The organism is Pelagicoccus sp. SDUM812005 (assembly GCF_031127875.1).
Taxonomy (GTDB): Bacteria; Verrucomicrobiota; Verrucomicrobiia; order Opitutales; family Opitutaceae; genus Pelagicoccus.
The window spans coordinates 1-350 of the sequence record NZ_JARXIA010000103.1 but is presented as its reverse complement, the minus strand read 5'-3'; the positions used below and the strand labels follow the sequence as shown (position 1 = coordinate 350).

General features: G+C 57.1%; 1 protein-coding gene. It reads right to left on the bottom strand.

The genetic code is table 11. The features are described from left to right. Nucleotides 1-146: 146 nt before the first annotated feature. Nucleotides 147-350, bottom strand: a 204-nt coding sequence (locus tag QEH57_RS24850; protein WP_309009507.1) for a hypothetical protein, incomplete at its 5' end; no start/stop codon positions are given.

Genomic DNA, 350 nt, shown 5'->3' with positions numbered 1-350 from the left:
GCCCGCGCCGAGCTAAGCTCAACGCGGGCTTTTTTCGATAGCGGGACTACCCCTAATCCCTATCTGCTATCTATTTTGTATGTTACCCCAAAAAAAGTGTTAATCAGGCGGCGCGCTCCTTGCGAGCGGACCTCCCGACGGGCGGCTTAGTAAGCGCGCTCCTTGGTTTCCAGCGCGGCCATGGCGACCAATCCGCCGGCTACCAGACCGACTACCGCCAAGATTCCGGCGGCTGGGATGATCACTGCGGCGCCGGCGATGATCGCGGCTGCTGCGACTGTGGCTTCGATGTGCTTGATGGTGATTCCTGTCTTCATCTTGTTCTTCTTTCCTTTGTTGGGACTACTATA